General features: G+C 57.8%; 16 protein-coding genes and 1 tRNA gene. 7 read left to right on the top strand and 10 right to left on the bottom strand.

What is annotated here, in order from left to right; translation table 11 throughout:
* The first annotated feature begins 114 nt into the window (after positions 1-114).
* A complete protein-coding gene (locus tag AAGW23_RS11160; RefSeq protein ID WP_342406567.1) occupies positions 115-477 on the top strand; it encodes a YgaP-like transmembrane domain in 363 nt (120 codons plus the stop codon).
* 572 nt (positions 478-1,049) lie between these two features.
* On the opposite strand, the gene AAGW23_RS11155 is transcribed toward AAGW23_RS11160, so the two are convergent.
* From AAGW23_RS11155 to AAGW23_RS11135, 5 genes are all read right to left on the bottom strand, one after another.
* Positions 1,050-2,036 (bottom strand): succinylglutamate desuccinylase, encoded by a 987-nt coding sequence (locus AAGW23_RS11155; protein ID WP_342406739.1) that lies wholly within the window; start codon positions 2,034-2,036, stop codon positions 1,050-1,052.
* A gap of 10 nt (positions 2,037-2,046) precedes the next feature.
* On the bottom strand, positions 2,047-2,334 hold the full coding sequence (locus AAGW23_RS11150) for a topoisomerase II (protein WP_319297818.1): 288 nt from the start codon (positions 2,332-2,334) through the stop codon (positions 2,047-2,049).
* Positions 2,335-2,409: 75 nt separating this feature from the next.
* A complete protein-coding gene (locus AAGW23_RS11145) occupies positions 2,410-3,630 on the bottom strand; it encodes an aspartate aminotransferase family protein (protein WP_342406566.1) in 1,221 nt (406 codons plus the stop codon).
* Between the two features lie 118 nt (positions 3,631-3,748).
* Positions 3,749-4,444, bottom strand: a complete 696-nt coding sequence (locus AAGW23_RS11140; RefSeq protein ID WP_148924852.1) for a crotonase/enoyl-CoA hydratase family protein — start codon at positions 4,442-4,444, stop codon at positions 3,749-3,751.
* A 131-nt stretch (positions 4,445-4,575) separates the two neighbouring features.
* On the bottom strand, positions 4,576-5,880 hold the full coding sequence (locus AAGW23_RS11135; RefSeq protein WP_319297823.1) for an HD-GYP domain-containing protein: 1,305 nt from the start codon (positions 5,878-5,880) through the stop codon (positions 4,576-4,578).
* Between the two features lie 225 nt (positions 5,881-6,105).
* Between AAGW23_RS11135 and AAGW23_RS11130 the strand changes: the two genes are divergently transcribed.
* The 3 genes from AAGW23_RS11130 to AAGW23_RS11120 all read left to right on the top strand — a co-directional run bounded on the left by AAGW23_RS11130 (position 6,106) and on the right by AAGW23_RS11120 (position 8,523).
* A tRNA-Ser gene (locus AAGW23_RS11130) sits at positions 6,106-6,195 on the top strand.
* Positions 6,196-6,897: 702 nt separating this feature from the next.
* Complete coding sequence (locus tag AAGW23_RS11125) at positions 6,898-7,266, top strand: rhodanese-like domain-containing protein (RefSeq protein ID WP_262366639.1); 369 nt, start codon at positions 6,898-6,900, stop codon at positions 7,264-7,266.
* 135 nt (positions 7,267-7,401) lie between these two features.
* Positions 7,402-8,523: a mechanosensitive ion channel family protein gene (locus AAGW23_RS11120; RefSeq protein WP_148925029.1), complete on the top strand. Its 1,122-nt coding sequence runs from the start codon at positions 7,402-7,404 to the stop codon at positions 8,521-8,523.
* Between the two features lie 48 nt (positions 8,524-8,571).
* Here AAGW23_RS11120 and acs read toward each other — a convergent pair whose 3' ends face one another.
* A complete protein-coding gene (gene acs / locus AAGW23_RS11115; RefSeq protein WP_342406565.1) occupies positions 8,572-10,530 on the bottom strand; it encodes an acetate--CoA ligase in 1,959 nt (652 codons plus the stop codon).
* A gap of 337 nt (positions 10,531-10,867) precedes the next feature.
* Here acs and AAGW23_RS11110 point away from each other — a divergent pair, with 337 nt between their 5' ends.
* The 3 genes from AAGW23_RS11110 (at position 10,868) to AAGW23_RS11100 (ending at position 13,233) form a co-directional block, all read left to right on the top strand.
* Positions 10,868-12,070 (top strand): CaiB/BaiF CoA-transferase family protein, encoded by a 1,203-nt coding sequence (locus AAGW23_RS11110; protein WP_342406564.1) that lies wholly within the window; start codon positions 10,868-10,870, stop codon positions 12,068-12,070.
* A gap of 426 nt (positions 12,071-12,496) precedes the next feature.
* Entirely contained in the window at positions 12,497-12,919 is a 423-nt protein-coding gene (locus AAGW23_RS11105; protein WP_148924847.1) for a nucleotidyltransferase substrate binding protein, read from the top strand.
* Entirely contained in the window at positions 12,916-13,233 is a 318-nt protein-coding gene (locus AAGW23_RS11100) for a nucleotidyltransferase domain-containing protein (RefSeq protein ID WP_148924846.1), read from the top strand. The genes AAGW23_RS11105 and AAGW23_RS11100 overlap by 4 nt, the downstream gene beginning before the upstream one ends.
* Positions 13,234-13,449: 216 nt before the next feature.
* Here the strand turns inward: AAGW23_RS11100 and AAGW23_RS11095 are convergent, their stop codons facing one another.
* From AAGW23_RS11095 to AAGW23_RS11080, 4 genes are all read right to left on the bottom strand, one after another.
* A complete protein-coding gene (locus tag AAGW23_RS11095; RefSeq protein WP_423835295.1) occupies positions 13,450-15,462 on the bottom strand; it encodes a polysaccharide biosynthesis protein in 2,013 nt (670 codons plus the stop codon).
* A 108-nt stretch (positions 15,463-15,570) separates the two neighbouring features.
* Positions 15,571-16,119, bottom strand: coding sequence for a sugar transferase (locus AAGW23_RS11090; RefSeq protein WP_148924845.1), 549 nt, complete (start codon positions 16,117-16,119; stop codon positions 15,571-15,573).
* A gap of 18 nt (positions 16,120-16,137) precedes the next feature.
* The gene (locus AAGW23_RS11085) at positions 16,138-17,094 is read right to left on the bottom strand and encodes a UDP-glucose 4-epimerase family protein (protein WP_262366638.1); all 957 of its coding nucleotides are present in this window, start codon (positions 17,092-17,094) and stop codon (positions 16,138-16,140) included.
* Entirely contained in the window at positions 17,084-18,232 is a 1,149-nt protein-coding gene (locus tag AAGW23_RS11080) for a glycosyltransferase family 4 protein (RefSeq protein ID WP_148924844.1), read from the bottom strand. Before AAGW23_RS11080 ends, AAGW23_RS11085 begins: the two co-directional genes overlap by 11 nt.
* Positions 18,233-18,275: the final 43 nt, after the last annotated feature.

The raw sequence follows: 18,275 nt of genomic DNA, 5'->3' as shown, positions 1-18,275 counted from the left end.
CCAAGCGTGCCGCCGGCCCCATTGCCTGTGGGCCCCAGGTTTGCCGACCCACGGTGGGAACAGTGCCAGAGCGACGGGGTCACTTATCACACCATCAATTCGGAGTGATTACCCATGTTCAGGACATCCTCAAACCACGCCTCACAGAACGTGCACGGCTGGGAGCGCGCAGCATCGATCATCGGCGGCCTGTACTTCCTCGGTAAAGGACTTGGGCGTGGCGGCGTAGGCGGAGTTCTACAGCTGGCAGTCGGCGGAATGGCCCTGGCACGAGGCATCTCCGGCCAGTGCGAAGCCAAGCGCATGCTCGACGACGTGAACGAACAGGCCAGAATGGCCGAGGGAAACTCGCGAAACATGCCGCTCGAACGCAGTGAGGCCGATGACGTGCGCTTGAAAGCCAATGCTCAGGCGGCCACCGGAACGGCCACCGTGACCGGTAACGACTCGCTCAACAACCCGCCAGCCGGCGTCTGACCTAGGGGGCCCTAAAGGCTAAAGCTTCGCCCCGGGGCAGGCCTCCCACAACAACGCAAGCGCCTGGCTGCTTCTGTAAGAAGCGCACCTCCACGACGTCAGAGCAATGCCAATGCCGAGCCGTCTGTGGGAGGCGCGCCTCGCGGCGAATGCGGAAACTCTGAACGCCCCAAAGCTAAAGCTTCGCCCCGGGGCGGGCCTCCCACAACAACGCCAACACCTGGCTGCTTCTGTAAGAGGCGCACCTCCTCGACGTCAGAGCAATGCCAATGACGAGCCGCCTCTGTGGGAGGCGCGCCTCGCGGCGAATGCGGAAACTCTAACCGCCCCCAAAGCTAAAGCGCCGCCCCGGGGCGGGCCTCCCAAAACAACGCCAGTGCCTGGCTGCTTCTGTAAAAGGCGCCCCTCCACGACGTCAGAGCAATGCCAATGCCGAGCCGCTGCTGTGGGAGGCGCGCCTCGCGGCGAATGCGGAAACGCTGACCGCCCCAAAGCTAAAGCTTCGCCCCGGGGCGCGCCTCCCACACAGAGCCCAAATCCATAAAATCAAAAATCAAAAATCTTAGCCAGGCTCAGCCAAAAGGCACCACGATCAGTCCGGCGCGCTCTCCGATTGCGACATCAGCCAGGGGAAACAAGATGCGCGCGTCACGCTCTTCGACCACCCAACGAACGCCACCTTCGTCTTCTGCCAGTAGCGTACCCAGTGGCAACTCGGTGAAGTTTTCGATATCGGCAGGCAAGCGCAAGACGAATTTCTCGCTGTGCTTGATAACTTCTCGCGCTAACCGGAACGTCTTGAGTGGTCGCCGTGGCTGGACCCGCTCAGGGGCGTCCGCCTGGATCCAGTGACGCGCGGCCTGAAGAAACGTGTCGAGACAGTCAGGCCATGCGCCTTCGGCCGCCTCTGCCATTTCCAGGGTGAACGCCTCGGCACCATGGTATGTCGCGGTGTACGCGCTAAAGGTGGCGGAGGGCTTCTCCTGAACTAGCAACGCATCGACCGCCGCCTGCCGAAGGCGCAGCAGACTGTCAGGGGAGACTTCACGATCCGGCATCCAGGGAGAGACGGCGAATTGCGGCAACTTCGAGGCACACATCGCAGAATGCAGGTCGTAATGCCAACGGCGACGGCCCGGCTCGCGAAAGAACTGCGCGACCCAGGCTTCAATTTGCGCGGCGCGGCGAGTCTCGTCGCTCAGGCCACCCTTGTGCTTGCCACAAAACAGCCGATTCAGATCCTCGCGGACCCGACGTACGCCCTGACGCATCGCCGGCGGATTGCAGAACAACAACAACAGCCGCGCACGCGGGCGAATCTCGTTACAGGCGACCGCCTGGATCAAGCGGTCCAGCAGTTCAATCGGAATGACTTCACAGCCATGCACGCCCGCCGACAGCACCAGATCAAGTCCCGAATCCAGGCCGTTCGCAGGCGTGACCTCCAAGGCTCCCTCGCCCAACCATCGCAGCCGAGCACCATCGGCGGTGAACTGCTCGCCTTCAGCCGGCACCTGACCGGCAATCGTCAGTTCCAACAGCCGACCCAGCGTCGGCATTTCGGAGCAGTCAGTGGTCGTGGTTACAGTCCGGACCATGAACGTGATCATCCTCGCCGGCTTCAACCGGCTCCATTTCAAGCTCAAGGCTAACCAGGTTGGTCGCCAATGGACGTAGCAGCAGGTTGGCGTATTCAGTGTCACCGTCTTCTACATCGACACCGATCATCAGCTGGTTGTTGCCGACTTGCTGAATCCAGACCTCCCGCCCCTGCCACATCACAGCAAAACGGGTGCAAGACGTCTCCAACTGGGTGCCATCTACGTCTTCAAGGATCAATTGCAGGCTGTCGCTCATCGTTAGAATCTCGGTAGGGGAAAAGAGGCAGGGCAGATGACTGCCCTGCTAGTTTTAAAGACGCTATGCCTCGCCTCAGGGCTGGCTCAGCTTTGCCGCAGCACGCTCAAGACGGGCAAGCCCTTCGGCGATATCGGCCTCTTCGATGATCAAGCTCGGAGCCAGGCGGATCACATCGGGGCCGGCCTGCAGAATCATCAGCGCTTCGTGCTCAGCCGCGTCGAAGATCTCGCGCGCGCGACCTTTCCAGGCGTCCTCAAGTACACAGCCGATCAACATGCCCATGCCGCGGACCTCGCTGAACAGGCCATGACGCTGCCCGATCTCCAGCAGGCCCCGCTTGAAGCGCTCGTGCCGTTCCTTTACGCCGTTCAGCACTTCCGGCGTGTTGACGATATCGACCACCGCCTCGGCCACGGCGCACGCCAGCGGGTTGCCGCCGTAAGTGGTGCCATGAGTACCCACGCTGAAATGCGCAGCGATCTCATCGGTGGTCAGCATCAAACCAATCGGAAAGCCGCCGCCAAGGCTCTTGGCATTGGTCAGGATGTCCGGTGTGACGCCATAGTTCATGTAGGCGTACAACTCGCCGGTACGGCCCATACCGGTCTGGACCTCATCGAAGATCAACAGCGCGTTGTGCTGGTCACACAGCTTGCGAGCCCCTTCCAGATACGCCTGATCAGCGGGCAGAACGCCACTTTCCCCCTGGATCGGCTCTAACACCACGGCACAGGTCTTGTCCGAGATCGTCGCGGCGAGCGCATCGAGATCGTTATACGGGACGTGGCTGATGCCCTGAATCTTGGGCCCGAATCCATCGGAATACTTCGGCTGGCCGCCCACCGTCACGGTAAACAACGTCCGGCCGTGGAAGCTGTTAACGGCGGAGATGATCTCGCATTTCTCCGGCCCGTGGTTGTTATGCGCGTAGCGGCGCGCCAGCTTGAACGCCGCCTCGTTGGCCTCGGCGCCGGAGTTGGCGAAAAACGCCCGGTCGGCAAAGGTTGCCGCGGTGAGCTTTTTAGCCAGACGCAACGCCGGCTCATTGGTGAAAATGTTGGAGATGTGCCAGAGCTTGCCAGCCTGTTCGGTCAGCGCCGCCACCAGCGCCGGGTGGGCATGGCCGAGCACGTTGACAGCAATCCCACCGGTAAAGTCGATCAGTTCTCGTCCGCTCTGATCCCAGACTCGTGAGCCCTGGCCGCGCACGGGAATAAAAGCGGCGGGGGCGAAAGTGGGAACAATGACCTGGTCGAAATCAGCGCGTTCTACCGGGGTGTGCGGGGCGGACATCAGGACTCTCCTGGGAGGCGACACGAATAGGAAATAAAACGCCCCGCCATGGCGGGGCGTTGCATGCGCAGTTTAAACGCAGGCCCGCCAGCAATGGGCGGACCGGCGAAAATTCTCTTCAGGACAGGATCGAATGCTGCTGGTCGAGCTCAATGGCCCGCTCCAAGGTTTCGAGCAAGGCCTTGCGTGCCTTGAGCTTGGTGTTCTTGTGCGCAGTCATGTTGATCTTCTTCAACTGGGCCGCCGCCGCTTTGGCGGCATCCATCAGCTCACTGGCCGGGACTGTCTTATCGAGGAATCCCGCCTCGACTGCAGCGTGTGGATTGAAGATCTCACCATTGATTACCGATCGCTGAAAAGCAGGCTTGGTCAAACGGTCCCGAGCCAGTTCGATACCCGAATGGTGCATGGTCATGCCGATCTGCACTTCATTGAGACCGATATTGAACGCGCCGTCGACACCGATGCGGTAATCAGACGAGAGCAGCAGGAAGGCGCCTTTGGCAATCGCATGGCCCGGACAGGCCGCAACGATTGGGAACGGATGAGCGAGCATTCGCAGCGTGAACTTCGAGCCCTTGGTCACCAGCGCAATGGCGTTCTCCGGCCCCGAGGTCATGACCTTGAGATCATAGCCACCAGACAGGATGCCCGGCTGGCCAGTAAGGATCACCACGGCGCGGTCCTGCTCGGCGCGGTCGAAAGCCGCGTTGAGCGCGTCGAACATCGCCGGAGACAGCGCATTGACCTTGCCGTTATTCAGCGTCAGCGTGGCGATGCCGTCTTCGATTTCGTAGGAAACCAGATCACTCATGACGAATATTCCTTGTTAAAAGTCCACAGACGTTACCCAGCAGAACCCGAGAGGTAAAGCATCGTGACTGACCGACAAGTCATGGTTTGCGACCGGTGCCCGGCTGGCGTCGGAAGGAAAAGAGAAGAGGCCTAACCTTCGACCGTCTCCGGCTCGAGCTCGAGGACTGCAAGCAGTTCGGGATGCAGAATGGTCTGCAACTGCGGATCGGCAATGAACAGGCCATAGGACCCATCCGGAATCCCGCTACTGATCCTGTAGGGCGTTCCATCTGCGTCGACTGTCAGCTGGGACAAGTCCAGATAACGCGGCTCACAAGGCATCTTGTTAGCGCCGCGTAACACGACCACCTTGGGTCTGAGGTGCAAGTGGGCGTGCTTCTCCAGCACCAACCCCACCTCGCCAGTGTGCAGTTCCACCAACGTACCGACTGGGAACACGCCGAGCCAGCGAATGAATTCATGTACCAATGCTTCGTCGAACTGCTGGCCGGCACTGCTGCGCAACACGTCATAGGCCGCCTGGATCGGACGCGCATTGTCATAAGCGCGATGGCTGGTAATCGCATCGAAGGCGTCAACGATGGTGATTACCCGGGTCGTGAACGGGATTTGGTAATGATCGAGCCCTTGCGGATACCCCTTTCCATCCAGCCGCTCATGATGGCCGTGCGCCGCCTGAATCGCAGCAGCAGGAATGTCTTCCTGAGAGCACAGGGCCTGAAAACCAAACGTTGGGTGCAGCTTGATGTGCTTGAACTCCTCTTCGGTCAGCTTGCCAGGCTTATTCAGGATCGCCGGATCGATCTTCATCTTGCCCACGTCATGCAACAGCCCGGCAATACCCAATAGCTCGATCTTATCGTCGGCTAACCCAAGGTGCGTCCCAAATCCCATTGCCAGGATGGAGACAGAAAGGCAGTGCAGGCTCGTGTAAAGATCCTGAGATTTCAGGCGCGTCAACCACAGCATGGCGCTTTCATTACGAAGCATGCTTTCGAGATTTCGCTTTACCAAAGCCTGACAGGCCTTGGTATCGATCGCCCGGCCCTGCTGAACATCCAGTAGCACCTGATCCAGTACCAGGGTGCTGCTCAGATAGGCTTCTCGCGCCTCCTGCACCTCAAGGGAGAGCGGGATGCGCGTCATCTTGCGTGTCACGCGCAGGGGCGTCGCCGAAGGTACGATCATCTGCCCCTGATCGACCGGCACACGGCGAGTGTCGTCTACGAACACATAATCGCAGCGCTCGCGCACCGCTTGAATATGCTCAAGCTTAAGCAGGGGGAAGCCTTGAAAGAGAAAGTCTGTCTGCCGCCACGGTCGATCCAACTCGCAGATATACATCCCAAGCTCTAGATGGCTGACGTGCAGACGACGTTTGGTGGCAATTTCCACCACCTCGGGCCGTTTACGCTTTGTTTTGAATAACTTCATCAAAGCCTTTCCTGGCTCTCAATATTCACTACGCTTGATTGCGCACAGGCACAGCAATTCTTTGAGCTTCGAACCCTAGAGCAACGATAGGTTCATTGCCACGCTCGCCTATCCGGACTCCCAACAGCACCTTAAGCGCATGAAAAAACTAAAAAACTTTTTGCCATCCGCAGGCTCTTCGGCTACATTAGCGCGCCTCGAAGGACAACGCGTGTTTCGAGACCCGGTGAGGTGTCCGAGCGGTTGAAGGAGCACGCCTGGAAAGTGTGTATACGAGAAATCGTATCGTGGGTTCGAATCCCACCCTCACCGCCAGATCAAACGACAAAGCCCCGTCCATCGGGGCTTTGTCGTTTCTGCAGTATGCAATCCCAAAAGGGTGTGGCTCGTTGCGCTCGTACGCTAAGGCGATGCACCGCCAAGCATTCAGGCATTAGGGCAGCGCTGCATCGCCCCGCTACCTTGTTGTTTCGATTCCACCCGAATTGCCGCCAGCGAAAATTTAGACGTTTCCAAACGATCCATCAGGCCATTGGATCCGGCAATGCGGCACTCAGAAATGCCAAGCGGCTAGTGACAAGCCATGAAGCAAAAGCTCCATCCCTAGCAAACACATCTCTTAGGGCCTCCTCTGAAGATAAGACCAGCCGCACCCCGGTTCGAAACCAAAGCGCTCTAGCGGAAGGCTTACCCGGCGACAAAATCAGATCGCCAGCACGCCTACAAGCGGAGCGACATTTGGTAGAGCAGGCCTCGGTGCATCGCCCCTTACATTTGCGTGGCCCACATATTGCTTTCCTTACGCCGAAGCTTGAATAAAAAACCTCCAAGGTCGAGATCGGTCTGGAACAGCCCAGCTGATCCGCCAGAACAACCAAAATAATCAAAAGGCCGCCATCATGTTCAAACACAAAAAGGTCAGACAGGCTACGATGATTCTGTTCGCCACCGCGGTGATTCTGATCTTGCCGAACCTCACGCGACTGATCAGTTGACTCCGCCAGAATGAGGCCACCGATGAAAGTCCTGTCCCGCCTGTTTTTGTTGATCATTGCAACGGTTGCGACCGCTGCCGCCAATGGCGCTCAAGTCAATCAATCAGCCGCGCTGGACGCGCTGCAGCGCCCTAACAGTGTCCTGATCGACGTGCGCACCGAGCAGGAGTTCGCCGAAGGCGCCCTGTCTGGTGCTACACGTATCGAGACGGAAGATCTTGCGGAGCGCATCGCGGCTGTTGCCCCTGATAAGGATGCTTCCGTGGTGCTCTACTGCCGTAGCGGCCGCCGAGCCTCAGCCGCGCAGAATCTGCTCCAGGAGCTGGGTTATACCCAGGTTTTTAACGCTGGCGGTTACCAGGAGCTGAAAGAACTCGCACCGCTTCGCTGATAGCCTACACCCTCACCACCTGCCTTCCTCGCGTCACCGACCTCTTTATAGTGGGAACTAATGCGCTGCAGCGGCTACTGAAACAGGAGCCACTGCTTAAGCGCTTGGTCGCGCATGTCGGGAGGAAATGACTTGATAAATTGGGATGTGATGTTGGACGAAGAGCTTTGGATCAACATCGCCATAATTGCTGGCATCACGATTGCCAGCTATCTCATCCTGCAGACCGTCCTGCGGATCATCACCAACCGTCTTCGCAAGCTGGCGAAGGGCTCCAGGAGCGGCTTCGTTGGCATCGCCGCGGAGATGCTGAGCCGCACCAGCCACCTGTTGCTGATCGCCCTGTCACTGCTGATCGCGCTGAAGGCCGTTCAACTGCCGGAGCGATGGGAAGCGGCGATGTCGCACGGCTGGTTTATCGCGCTGGCGTTCCAGATAGCACTGTGGATGGACACCGCCGTCCGCCTCTGGATGGAGAGCCTGACTCACGACGGCAAGACGCGTAATCCGGTCACCACAACAATCATCGGGATCATGGTACGCATGGTTGTCTGGACAATGATGCTGCTGTCGATCCTCGCCAATCTCGGTGTAGACATCACGGCCATGGTGGCCAGTCTGGGCGTGGGTGGTATTGCCATCGCCCTGGCGGTACAGACCTTGCTCAGCGATATCTTCGCTTCGCTTTCGATCGGGATCGATAAGCCGTTCGAGATCGGCGATTTCGTCGTGTTTGGTGAGGTGGCGGGCAATATCGAACATATCGGCCTGAAGACCACCCGCATTCGCAGCCTGAGCGGCGAGCAGGTGGTGTGCGCCAACGCAGATCTACTCAAGCAAATCCTGCACAACTACAAGCGTATGAATACGCGCCGTATCGTGTTCAAGTTTGGAATTACCTACAACACACCGTCAGACAAGGTGCGCGAAGTCTCGGCGCTGGTGAAACGGATCGTTGATGGCGTGGATAACGCCAATTTCGACCGAGCGCATTTCCTGGCCTTCGATGATAGCCAGCTGACTTTCGAAGTCGTGTACATCATGCAGGTCCCGGACTACAACGCCTACATGGACGCCCAGCAAGAGATCAACCTGCAGCTGCTCGACGGCATCCGCGAGATGGGCCTGCAGTTCGCCTTCCCGACCCGCAGTGTCGAGTTCGTCGGCGGAAAGTTTCCCGAGCTGACCGTAGCAGGTGTGCCGAAAGACAAACCAGCAGCCAACCATGAGACGCAAAACGCGATGACCAACGGGTGAGCTTAGGTCCGGGTGCCCCCCGGCCCGATGGCCGGGAGTCACTGCCGATCAACTCATAGCGCGCATCTGGTTGTGCGTTTCAATCAACTGCGGCACCACGCCTGGATCAGCCAGGGTCGAGATATCACCCAACGCATCGTGTTCGTCAGTGGCGATCTTGCGCAAGATGCGACGCATGATCTTGCCTGAGCGCGTCTTGGGTAAGCCCGGCGCCCACTGGATGACATCGGGCACAGCAATTGGCCCGATTTCCTTGCGTACCCACTGCTGCAACTCCTGGCGCAACTGATCGGAGGGCTCCTCGCCCGCCACCAACGTCACGTACACGTAAATCCCCTGCCCCTTCAGCGGGTGCGGTACGCCAACCACCGCCGCTTCGGCCACTTTGCGGTGCGCGACCATCGCACTTTCGATTTCCGCGGTACCCATGCGATGCCCGGATACGTTCAACACATCATCGACTCGCCCGGTGATCCAGTAGTAACCGTCCTCGTCACGCCGAGCACCATCGCCGGTGAAATACATGCCGCGGAAGGTCTTGAAATAGGTATCAACGAAGCGATCGTGATCTCGATAAATGCTGCGCATTTGCCCTGGCCAGGAATCGAGGATAACCAGATTGCCTTCGGTAGCCCCTTCGAGAAGGTTGCCGAGATTGTCCACCAACCCGGGCACCACGCCGAAAAAAGGCCGCGTCGCCGACCCGGGTTTCAGCGCAGTAGCGCCAGGCAAGGGGCTAATCAGGATGCCGCCCGTCTCGGTTTGCCACCAGGTGTCGACGACCGGGCAACGCGATTTGCCGACCGTCTCGTAATACCAGTGCCAGGCCTCCGGGTTGATCGGTTCGCCCACGGTGCCGAGCAAACGCAGACTCGAACCATCGGCGCCCTCCATCGCCGCGGGCCCTTCGGCCATCATCGAACGAATCGCAGTCGGTGCGGTGTAGAGGATATTCACCTGATGCTTGTCGATGATCCTGGCGATTCGCGTGACGCCCGGATAGTTGGGCACGCCCTCATAGATCAGGGTGGTAGCGCCATTGGCCAGCGGGCCGTAAATAATATAGCTGTGCCCGGTGATCCAACCGACGTCGGCGGTACACCAGTAGACCTCGCCGGGCCGGTAGTCAAACACCCGCTCGTGGGTCAGTGCCGCATATAGCAGATAACCGCCGGAGGTATGCAGCACGCCCTTCGGCTTGCCGGTAGAGCCGGAGGTATAAAGGATGAACAGCGGTTCTTCCGCCCCCATCTCCTTGGGCGCGCATACATCCCCAGCCACGCGCATCAGGTCCTCGTACCAGATGTCGCGGTGCGGGTGCCAGCGGATGTCGCCGCCAGTGCGCCGCACCACGATGATCTTCTGCACGCAGCGCGTTTGCGGGTTGGTCAGCGCCTCATCCACATTGCCCTTCAGCGGCACCTTTTTCCCACCACGGAGCCCTTCATCCGCCGTGATCACCACTTTGGAGTTGCCATCAATGATCCGCCCAGCCAAGGCCTCCGGCGAGAACCCACCGAACACCACCGAATGAATGGCGCCGATGCGCGCGCACGCCAGCATCGCCACGGCCACCTCGGGAACCATCGGCATGTAGATCGTGACCACGTCGCCCCGATGCACATCCTGCCCACGTAGCGCGTTGGCAAACTTGCTGACTTCGTGATGAAGCTCGCGGTAGGTGATTTCGCGATGGTCTGCCGGGTCGTCGCCTTCCCAGATGATCGCAATCTCATCACCGCGGGTGTCGAGATGCCGGTCCAGGCAGTTGGCCGATACGTTCAGCGTGCCATCGGCAAACCACTTGATGTCGACATGATGGTCATCGAAGGACGTCTGTTTGACTCGCGTAAACGGCTTGATCCAATCGATGCGCTCGGCCTGCTCGCGCCAGAAGCCGTCAGGATTGACCACCGACTGTTGATACATGGCTTTGTAAGTGGCTTCATCGGTCAGCGACTGGGCCGCCGCCTCTGGACTTACCGGATACAGGGACGCAGCACTCATGGCGAACACCTCATTCGTCGGTCTTGTTATCGTCTCGAATAACCCTGTCTCACAGGCGAACCCTACGAATCACACCAAGCGCCTGGCAGACGTCACATTTATCCATGTGGGGCTACCGCGCCGCTGCAAGCTTTGAACCTGCAGAAACGCACTGCTGTGATAGAGCATAGACGCTTCAGTCGAAGCGCACGCAGCCGCTCCTCTCGGCTGGATGTCTGTGCGCTCAAACCCAGCCAACGTAACGTCACAACCATCCAGCCCCAGCGATTCGCTCATTGCCTGCAGGATGATGCGCGGTCATCCTTCGAAGATGAATCGGCCTGGCATAGGTGTTGATATGCACGAACAGAGTGAGAACAGCTTGCCCCTGCATGGCCTCAAGGTCATTGAAATGGGCCAGCTGATTGCAGGCCCCTTCGCCAGTAAGATGCTCGGCGAGTTCGGCGCCGAGGTGATTAAAATCGAGCCGCCGGGTGTTGGCGACCCGCTGCGCAAATGGCGCAAACTCAAGGACGGGACGTCACTCTGGTGGCACGTTCAATCGCGCAACAAGCAGTCCCTGACGCTGGATCTGAAAGCCGCCGAAGGCCAGCAAATTGTTCGTCAGCTAGTCGCCGAAGCCGATGTGGTGGTGGAGAACTTTCGCCCCGGCACGCTCGAAGAGTGGGGGCTGGGCTGGGACGAACTGTCGAAGCTCAACCCGCGCCTGATCATGCTGCGCATCTCAGGCTACGGCCAGACCGGGCCCTACCGTGACCTGCCGGGCTTCGGCGTGATTGGCGAGGCTATGGGTGGCTTGCGACACCTGTCCGGCTATCCGGGCCAACCGCCGGTACGGGTGGGCGTGAGTATCGGTGACTCGCTTTCATCGCTGTATGGCGTGATCGGCGTGTTGCTCGCCTTGCAGGAGCGCAACCGCAGCGGCAAAGGCCAGGAAATCGATGTGGCGCTCTACGAATCGGTATTCGGCATGATGGAAAGCCTGGTGCCCGAATACGACGCCTTTGACTACATCCGCGAGCCCGCCGGCAGCGCCCTGCCCGGTATCACGCCGTCCAACTCATACCTGTGCAACGATGGCGCCTATGTCCTGATCGCCGGTAACGGCGACAGCATCTACAAGCGTCTGATGAACCTGATCGACCGCCAGGACCTCGCCGACGACCCACGCTTCGCCCACAACGACGGCCGCGCTCAGCAGGCCGAACTCATCGACGCGGCCATCGGCGAATGGACGATTAAGCACAGTCGCGACGAAGTGATCGAGGCGTTGAAAGCGGCACGCGTCCCAGCCGGCTATCCTTACACTGCCGCCGACATTGTCCAGGACCCGCATTACCTCGCGCGACATATGATCGAACAGGTCGAGACCTTCGCCGGCCCGCTGAAAGTCCCCGGCGTGCTCCCCAAACTCAGGCGCACACCCGGCCGCATCGGCACCGGCGGCCCGCAACTAGGCGAACACACCGATGACGTCCTGGCTGGACTTGGCCTGAGTGATGAACAGATTCGAGGGCTGCGCGTACGAGGCATCATCTAACCCGTCCCGTAACGTGGATGACGCTTTTCTCATCCACCGTGACAGCCTCAACAATGCGATGGCCAACGCACCAACCACCAGCCCTGGTAGCGGTGGATGGGTGGGGCTTCATCCACCCCACCGGTCTGCGGGCAAGTCGTAGGGTGGGCTTCAGTCCACCACCTGCTTTCTGTTATTGCGCAACCGAAGTGGATGGCCCTCTCTTTGGATGGTCTGAAGTAGTCATGTATTTCTGACTGACTTCAGCCCTTGCCGATTTCAAAAACGGCGATTCGGCTAAAAAACGATCAAATCATCCGCTCTCTCCGGGTTTTTAGCCGGCGCGAGCACCTCGCAGCGGCTATTTCCCGAATTACAGACGCACCCTTTAGGCCTTGTCGGTAATGACGTTGTAGCATAGGCACAAACGAAACTTGGAGCCTACGAATGAACAACATTGATGTGCGCTGGCAACAACGCCTGCATAACTACAGTAGGGCTCTGCTACAGCTCAATGAAGCAATGGAGCTCATGCAGCAACGGGAGCTATCGAAACTGGAAAAGCAGGGCGTTATTCAAGGCTTCGAATATTGCTATGAGCTTGGCTGGAATACGCTGAAAGATTTCCTCGTCTGGCAAGGTATCGATGGGATTGTAGGCTCTCGCGACACCATTCGTGAGGCATTCAGCAAGGATCTAATCAGCGACGGTCACGCCTGGATGCAAATGCTCACCGACCGCAACCGCACCTCGCATACATACAACGAGGAAACCGCCGAAGCAATCTTGAGCAATATCCGATTGAAGCACCACCTGCTGCTCAAGGAGCTTGAGCAAACCATGCACAGCCGAGCCGAGCAACCCGCATGATGCTGGAGAACACTGGGCTCTCCCGAGATGATGTTAATTCGGTCCAACAAACGCTTCGACGCTTCCCAAGAATCAGCGAAGCGATCCTCTACGGGTCCCGCGCTAAAGGAAACTACCGTCCCGGTTCGGATATCGATCTGACCCTGAAGGGCAACGAACTCTCTCACCAAGACTTACTCGATATCGAGCTGGCGTTGGATGACCTGCTCCTGCCATACAAAATTGATTTGTCGCTGCAGGACCAGATCGACAATCCGCAGCTGATCGAACCCATCGGCCGAGTCGGGAAGCTTTTCTATAAGGCAACGGTTTAACCCATCGACCTAACTGCTGCATCACCTGAAGCTAGTATCCGAAGCACTAATAGGTTCGCGGCCTGCCTGGGACGATTGCACGCACGCCTCGCCCGCGAAACCAAAAGCTTCGCGCCGAGGGCGGCCCTCCCACTCGATCAAAAGCTCACTCCGCACCGCTTTTTTGTGGGAGGCGCGCCCCGCGGCGAATGCAGGCGCAGCCTGCCCAAACCACGTCTACTCCGTCGGCCCAACCCTACGCTGCTGATAAATCAAATCAACAATCTCACCCTCAGGCACATAGCCGCTCACCACTTCACGCAGCAAGACCCGCACCTCCGGGTAATTATCCTGCTCAACGGCTTTGAGCAACCTGCTCAGCACGCCGCGTAGCACATCCCAAGTGAAGTACTCCTCATCGGCCCGCATGATCATTGGGTGCTCGGTGGGGCTGACATTGTCGCCAATCAACAGCTCTTCATAGAGCTTCTCGCCCGGGCGCAACCCGGTGAACTCCACGGCGATGTCCCCGTGCGGGGATTTTTCCGAGCGCACACTCAAGCCCGACAAGTGGATCAACTTTTCGGCCAATTCGGCGATGCGTACTGGCTGACCCATGTCCAATACGAACACATCGCCGCCCTGCCCCATGGAGCCCGCCTGGATGACCAGCTGCGCCGCCTCGGGAATGGTCATGAAATAACGGGTGATCTTCGGATGGGTCACCGTCACCGGCCCACCGCTGCGAATCTGCTGATAGAACCGAGGGATCACCGACCCCGAAGAGCCCAACACATTGCCGAAACGCACCATGGTGAATCGGGTCTTGTTGACGTGATGCACTGCCCCGTCCGCATTGAACAGCACGGGCGCCGTCTCGCGGCTCAGCGCCTGCAAGATCATCTCGGCCACCCGCTTGGTACTGCCCATCACGTTGGTGGGCCGCACCGCCTTATCGGTGGAGATCAGCACGAAGTTCGCCACACCCGCCTGCACCGCCGCCTGGGCCGTGTTCATAGTGCCCAGCACGTTGTTCAACACGCCTTCGGCGACGTTGTGCTCCACCATCGGTACATGCTTGTAGGCCGCCGCGTGGTAAATCGTTTCTACCTGCCAGGTACGCATCACATCCAACAGACGGTCAGGATTGCGGATGGATCCCAGGATCGGAATCAGCTTTACAGGCAAAGAGGCCCGCTCGATCATCCGCTCCAGTTCGATATGAATGCTGTAGAGATTGAACTCGCTGTGCTCGAACAGCAGCAACCCCTTGGGCTTGTTCAAGAGGATCTGCCGGCACAGTTCCGAGCCAATCGAGCCGCCCGCGCCGGTGACCATTACTACCTTGCCGAGAATGCACCTCTCGAACAGCGCTTGCTGCGGCGGCACGGCATCGCGCCCGAGCAAGTCGGCGATGTCCACCTCCTGGATATCCTCGACCTTGACCCGTCCGCTGGCCAGGTCCATGAAACCTGGCACACTGCGTACATGCAGTGGATAGTACTCGAGCATCTCCAACACCTCACGTCGACGCGCACGCGAAGCCGAAGGAATGGCCATCAAGATCTCATTACAACCTGTTTCATCAATCATCTGCTGGATATGCTTGGGTGAATACACCCGTAACCCGGCAATGCTGCGGTTGTAGAGGTTTGGATCATCGTCGATAAACGCAACCGGGTGCATGCCCCGCCCCAAGCGCAACGCCGCTACCAATTGATTCCCCGCCGCACCCGCTCCGTAGACAGCCACCCTCGGCAACCCTGCATTGCGCACCTTGAACTTGATGAGCGAATCCGGGGTAAACCAATCCCCCATGAAGTACTGGCGCATCACCAGGCGCAACCCGCCGATCAGGAACAGGCTCAGCCACCAATAGTTGAACACCATAGAGCGCGGGATGACCTTGGGCGCATCGGTGCGCCAGTACACCGCCAGGGAAAGCAGCAACGCCGAGAGTGTCACAGCCTTAGCAATCGCCATCAGGGCGTCATTACCGAAATAGCGCATTACGGCGCGGTACATGCCGAATCGGATGAAGAACGGAATTGCGATAAGCGGTGCAATACCAAAGAGCCAGGCGTGACCACCAAGCGGGTCGACAAAGGTAAAATTGCCGAGGCGTATAAAGAATGCCAGCCAAAGCGCAGCCCAGACCAACACCACATCTGTCGATACTTGAATCAAGCGCTTGTAGCGCCTGGGCAACCGCACCAGTTTCGCACGAAGCTTTTCAGCCAACCTCAACATAACCACCTCAAATTACCGGACTCTGCCCTCTGTGGGAGGCGCGACCCGCGGCGAATGCAGCCCGCAGGGCTGCCGACCTAAAAGCTGACAGCCTGAAGTTGGCCAGCCTCACCTAACCCGATCACCCGCGCCCTTGCCTGCCACGGTCATAACGATGTACTTGAAGTAATCAGCCAGGGTCAGGCTCTTGATCATCTTCTGATCCGTCTCGGCCAGCAGTGCCGGCGTGGACATGTCGATTTCGCTCACTTGTGACAGCCCCGTAATCCCAGGGCGTACGTCGAACACACCACGCCTGGCACGCTCTTCAGTCAATTCCTCCTGATTGAACAGCCCAGGCCGTGGCCCTACCAGGCTCATATCGCCCTTCAGCACGTTCCAGAGTTGTGGCAATTCGTCCAGCTTGGTCTTGCGCAAAAAAAGACCGAAGCGGGTAATCGAAGCGCTGCTGGCCAAATGGGTGGCGACCGATGCCGTATCTACCTTCATGGTGCGGAATTTGACCAGCGTGAACGGCTTCTGATGGCGGCCGACACGCACTTGCCGAAATATCGGCGAGCCCGTATCGAACAAGCCGATCAGCGTCAGCACGAGCAATACCGGGAAGCCAACCACCAAGCCCACCAGCGAAAATACAAAGTCAAAAAGTCGAATCACGGGTTCTCCAGCCATAGATCAATTGGAACGCTCGAAGCAACGCCTGAGCCCTTCTTGCACCGTATAAGGTGGTTTCCAGTCCAGCAGCTCGCAGGTTTTGCTGATATCGACCTGCAACGAACCCAGCAGGCGTTGGGCCATCGCTTTTTTGCCCAGCAACGTCGCGCCAAACTGAAGCATGCCAGCCGGTACTGGGATCAGCCGTGCGGGCTTGCCCATCGCTTCGCCAACGTTACGCAACAGCTCGGTGGTGGAAAGATCTTCTCCATCGCTTGCGAGGAACACTTGATTGGCTGCGGCGGGATGATCGATACAGCGGATAATTAAATCTATCAGGTTGTCGATCCCTACCAAGGACCGCTTGTTGTGGATGGCGCCCAAAGGAAGAGGAACACCTTTTTCAATCCAACGAACCAGGCTGCCGAAATTGCCCGGCGCATGAGGACCGTAGACCAATGGGGGACGGATGATCACGACCTCCATCCCTGTCTCTTGCTGAATCTGCCAGAGCCCCTGCTCTGCTTCCCATTTAGACAGGGCATAGGGCTCAGCCGGGTTAGCCAGGTCGCAATAGGTATAGGGGCGTGTATTGTTATTACCATTGACACCAATCGAACTGAAAAACACGAAGCGCTTTACTCCAGCCATAGCAGCCTGCTTTGCTAGATTCAAAGTGCCTTCAACATTGATGCGACGATATTCATCCAGCGTGTTCGATGATGCACCAGCCAAAACATGAGCACGGGCCGCAGTGTGGATTAATACCTGAACACTATTAAGAGCAGCCGACCAATCCGTTACCGCATTCAAGTCACCGACATACACGCAGCACTGCCCATCACTGCCGTGCGCCAACGGCCGTCTGACGCTTGATATCGTCACAAAGCGATCTTTACGCGCTAACTCCAGCGAGAGCTTACGGCCTATAAATCCTGTCCCCCCCGTCACAAGGACTCTGCAGCGATCAACTTCCACTCAACAATTCCTTATAGATAGTCATATGCTGATCCACTATCTTTTCAATTGTAAAAGCACGCTCAGCTAACTCTCGACCCGCCAAACCCATTTGCTGCCTTTGCCTTGGGTTATCGATCAATTCTTGTATGGCTCCTGCTAAGGCCGCCGCGTCCCGCGCAGGAACTAGCAAGCCAGTCACCCCTGGCGTAATTGCATCTCGGCAACCTGGGACATCCGTTGTCACAACTGCACGGCCGCAGGCAGCGGCCTCTACCAGGGCCTTTGGCAATCCTTCTCGATAGGAAGGCAAACAAACGATATGAGCAGCGCTGTACTGATTAGCCACATCGTTCCGATGGCCTAACATACGTACCTGGTTTTCGCTAGACCAACGATTAAATTCAGCCTTAGAGATACTCGTCGGATTGCTAAAATCTGGTGCACCAACAATACGCATATCAACGTCTATGCCACGTTCTCGAAGGATGCGAGCTGCCTCAATAAACTCTACAACACCCTTGTCTTTCAGCAAGCGAGCGGCCATAACGACAACTGGAGTACCGCTGGGCTCGGATGTGTACGGATACTCATCCAGTTTAACTCCAGAGCCACGAATTATTCGACTTTGATGCAAATTCAACAATCGCATTTCAAGCAACGTATCTCGATCGTCTGGATTCTGAAAAACGACCACCAAATTTCGAGATTGTAGCGCATAGCGAAGCATCGAAGAGACTATCAAGCGGCGTACTTTTGCAATTGGCGACTGAGCTATAAACACGGTGCCCAACCCTGCAACGGCAGCCAAGACCGAGGGCACCCCTGCCCATCGAGCCGCTAGACCGCCATACAACACCGACTTTATCGTTATTAAATGAGCCACATCGGGTTTCAGCTTTTGCATAAGACAAAACATACGGAAAATTGCGTTAGCTTCAGAAAGCGGGTTTTGTCCGCCACGCTTAATTGGGAGATCATGATATAAAAAACCGCTGCTTTTTATGATGCTAACAGCTTTTACATCAGCAGGCCCGTCAACCCGCGACGCAACATGAATCTCGCAACCACTAGACTTTGCTTGTTCAGCTATAGCAAACCGATGCGATATAAAATATTCCGGAGCATTTACGACAAACAAAATCTTGATTGCGGCCATTACTCGACAAACCTACTCAACAAATACGCACTACCCCAATAGC

It is taken from the genome of Stutzerimonas chloritidismutans (assembly GCF_038562055.1).
GTDB classification, from domain to species: domain Bacteria; phylum Pseudomonadota; class Gammaproteobacteria; order Pseudomonadales; family Pseudomonadaceae; genus Stutzerimonas; species Stutzerimonas chloritidismutans_A.
This window is presented reverse-complemented; position numbering and strand designations above follow the sequence as displayed.